The 541-nt window shown below is 41.0% G+C and carries 1 pseudogene; it reads left to right on the top strand.

Going from position 1 to position 541, the window contains the following annotated elements:
- Positions 1-494, top strand: a pseudogene (locus R7E78_RS29850) (hypothetical protein); the annotation flags it as partial.
- Positions 495-541 lie beyond the last annotated feature (47 nt).

The following is a 541-nucleotide window of genomic DNA, read 5'->3' as shown; positions in this document are numbered from 1 at the left end:
AGCAAGGTGAACTCAAACCATATTATGCGCTGATGAGTCATGTCGGTATTGATGTTCAAGGCATTGTCGGAGATTGGTTATGGAAGCTTGAAAGTGTATATCGAGATAGTTATGACCATCATGTTGGCGTGGTGACGGGTTTCGAATATACCATCGTCGGCGCTTTTGATACGGTTTGGGATGTCGGCCTTATTGGAGAGTACCTCTATGATAGCCGGGGAAATAACGCACAGAACATTGGTCAAAATGATGTGTTTGCAGGTGTCCGCTTTGCCTTAAATGATGAGGATGGAACTGAAATTCTCACTGGGATTACGCAAGATTTGGATAACTCAGATGTTTATAACGCAAAGTTAGAAGCCTCTAGCAGAATATCGAACCATCTGAAGTGGCAAGTTGATGCGTGGTTATTTAAAAATGATACGCCGACAGACTTACTTTATTTTGCTCGAGACGACGATTTTATTGAGCTCTCTATACAGTATTATTTTTAGGTTTGCTGAATTGCTTAGCGAAAATAATCCATCATGGAGATCTTTGT

It is taken from the genome of Vibrio sp. YT-19(2023) (assembly GCF_033337395.1).
Note: the sequence above shows the minus strand (reverse complement) of the source record. Positions and strands in the feature narration are given on the sequence as shown.